Annotated in this window: 1 protein-coding gene; it reads right to left on the bottom strand. The window is 34.9% G+C overall.

The features are described 5' to 3' along the window. Window positions 1–355: 355 nt before the first annotated feature. Window positions 356–816: sigma-70 family RNA polymerase sigma factor (locus EII37_RS10815; protein WP_124788561.1), on the bottom strand; the 461-nt coding region annotated here is incomplete at its 5' end.

Below are 816 nucleotides of genomic sequence, written 5' to 3'. Positions count from 1 at the left end.
ATTGTTTTTTCATTGTTCAGTACTACAACCTTAGTTGTAGTGCCCTGCACATTGGTTCGTCTTGTTCAGTTTTCAAAGGTCTTTGTCACTCACTTCTCTCAAGTGACAACTATATTAGTATATCACAGCTGCTTTTTCTTGTCAACACTTTTTTGAAACTTTTTTAAAACTTTTTTTCAATCAGTATTTCATCCGCAACATACCATAGTCCGTACGGGATTCGAACTGAAAAGGCGGTGTCTTAACCCCTTGACCAACGGACCAGAGTTGTTATTTTCAACTCTTACTATTATACCCACTTTTCTAACTTTGTCAACTACTTTTTGAAACTTTTTATGTTTTTTTGTATGACTTCCTATTGAGTACGGATATCAAACTCTTTAAACACAATACGTAAGTCTCTTAATACTCTTTGACGACCTCGGAAGCGTTCATTTCTTAAGACGCGTTCTAACTCTTCTTGTTTTTCTTTACTTTGTTTGCTTCTATAATCTCTTAGTGTCTCATGAAATAGATAATAATCATCTAGACACAGACCTCCCTCACTTATACGATGACTAAGCTCACCTACTTCTTCATAGGGTTCTTTATCATATCTTCGTTTTTGACTTTCTTGCTTACGGATATAGTCTAGAATTCGATTCCGGAACTTAGTCTTAAAATATTTCCTTAAACGAGGAATATCTTCTACCAGTCCTTCTTCTCTACTAATCAATTCATGTAAGCAAATCATACCCTCTTGCTCCCAATCAGATAACTCCCATAAATGAAGGTAATATTCATTTCTACACTTATATACAATTCCCTGGACTTCTT

This window comes from Streptococcus sp. OH4692_COT-348 (assembly GCF_003859975.1).
Classification (GTDB): Bacteria; Bacillota; Bacilli; order Lactobacillales; family Streptococcaceae; genus Streptococcus.
The sequence above is the reverse complement of the archived record's forward strand: the minus strand, read 5'-3'. Positions and strand labels throughout refer to the sequence as shown.